The 378-nt window shown below is 49.2% G+C and carries 1 protein-coding gene; it reads right to left on the bottom strand.

Translation table 11 applies throughout. The annotated features are described in order from the left end of the window. Window positions 1–204 precede the first annotated feature (204 nt). Window positions 205–357: a hypothetical protein gene (locus EL17_RS23760; protein WP_164675235.1), complete on the bottom strand. Its 153-nt coding sequence runs from the start codon at window positions 355–357 to the stop codon at window positions 205–207. Window positions 358–378 lie beyond the last annotated feature (21 nt).

The raw sequence follows: 378 nt of genomic DNA, 5'->3' as shown, positions 1-378 counted from the left end.
AAGAACCCGATTTGAAAACTATTGTCTTTGACAGTGGGCGCTATGGCAATACTCTTTTTACCATAGAGGGCCCTAAGAGCCGTAACCGCTTTCTTTTTCGATAGCTGACTGCAGCAGCGCCACCGGAAAGCCCCACTGCTCCGCATCAGGAACCTGTACCAACCTCCATTTCCGAAATCCGCTAAGGGGTCCCTATGGATCCATTTAGTCAGGCCATACAGCCTCAGCCCAAGGAGCATCCAGGTGAGCGTACCTACCAAATGGTCGGTATACGATATACAGTGCCATAGATCCCGATCTGCTGTTCATATCAGAGATCAGGCGATCAGCAGCACAAATGATATTTACCGCCCTCATGGGCTATTCATCCTATTTGAA

It is taken from the genome of Anditalea andensis (assembly GCF_000714815.1).
Lineage (GTDB): Bacteria > Bacteroidota > Bacteroidia > Cytophagales > Cyclobacteriaceae > Anditalea > Anditalea andensis.
This window is presented reverse-complemented; position numbering and strand designations above follow the sequence as displayed.

Coding starts and splice junctions, on each gene's coding strand:
- EL17_RS23760 (WP_164675235.1), bottom strand. CDS start 357: ATGAGGGCGGTAAATATCATTTGTGCTGCTGATCGCCTGATCTCTGAT.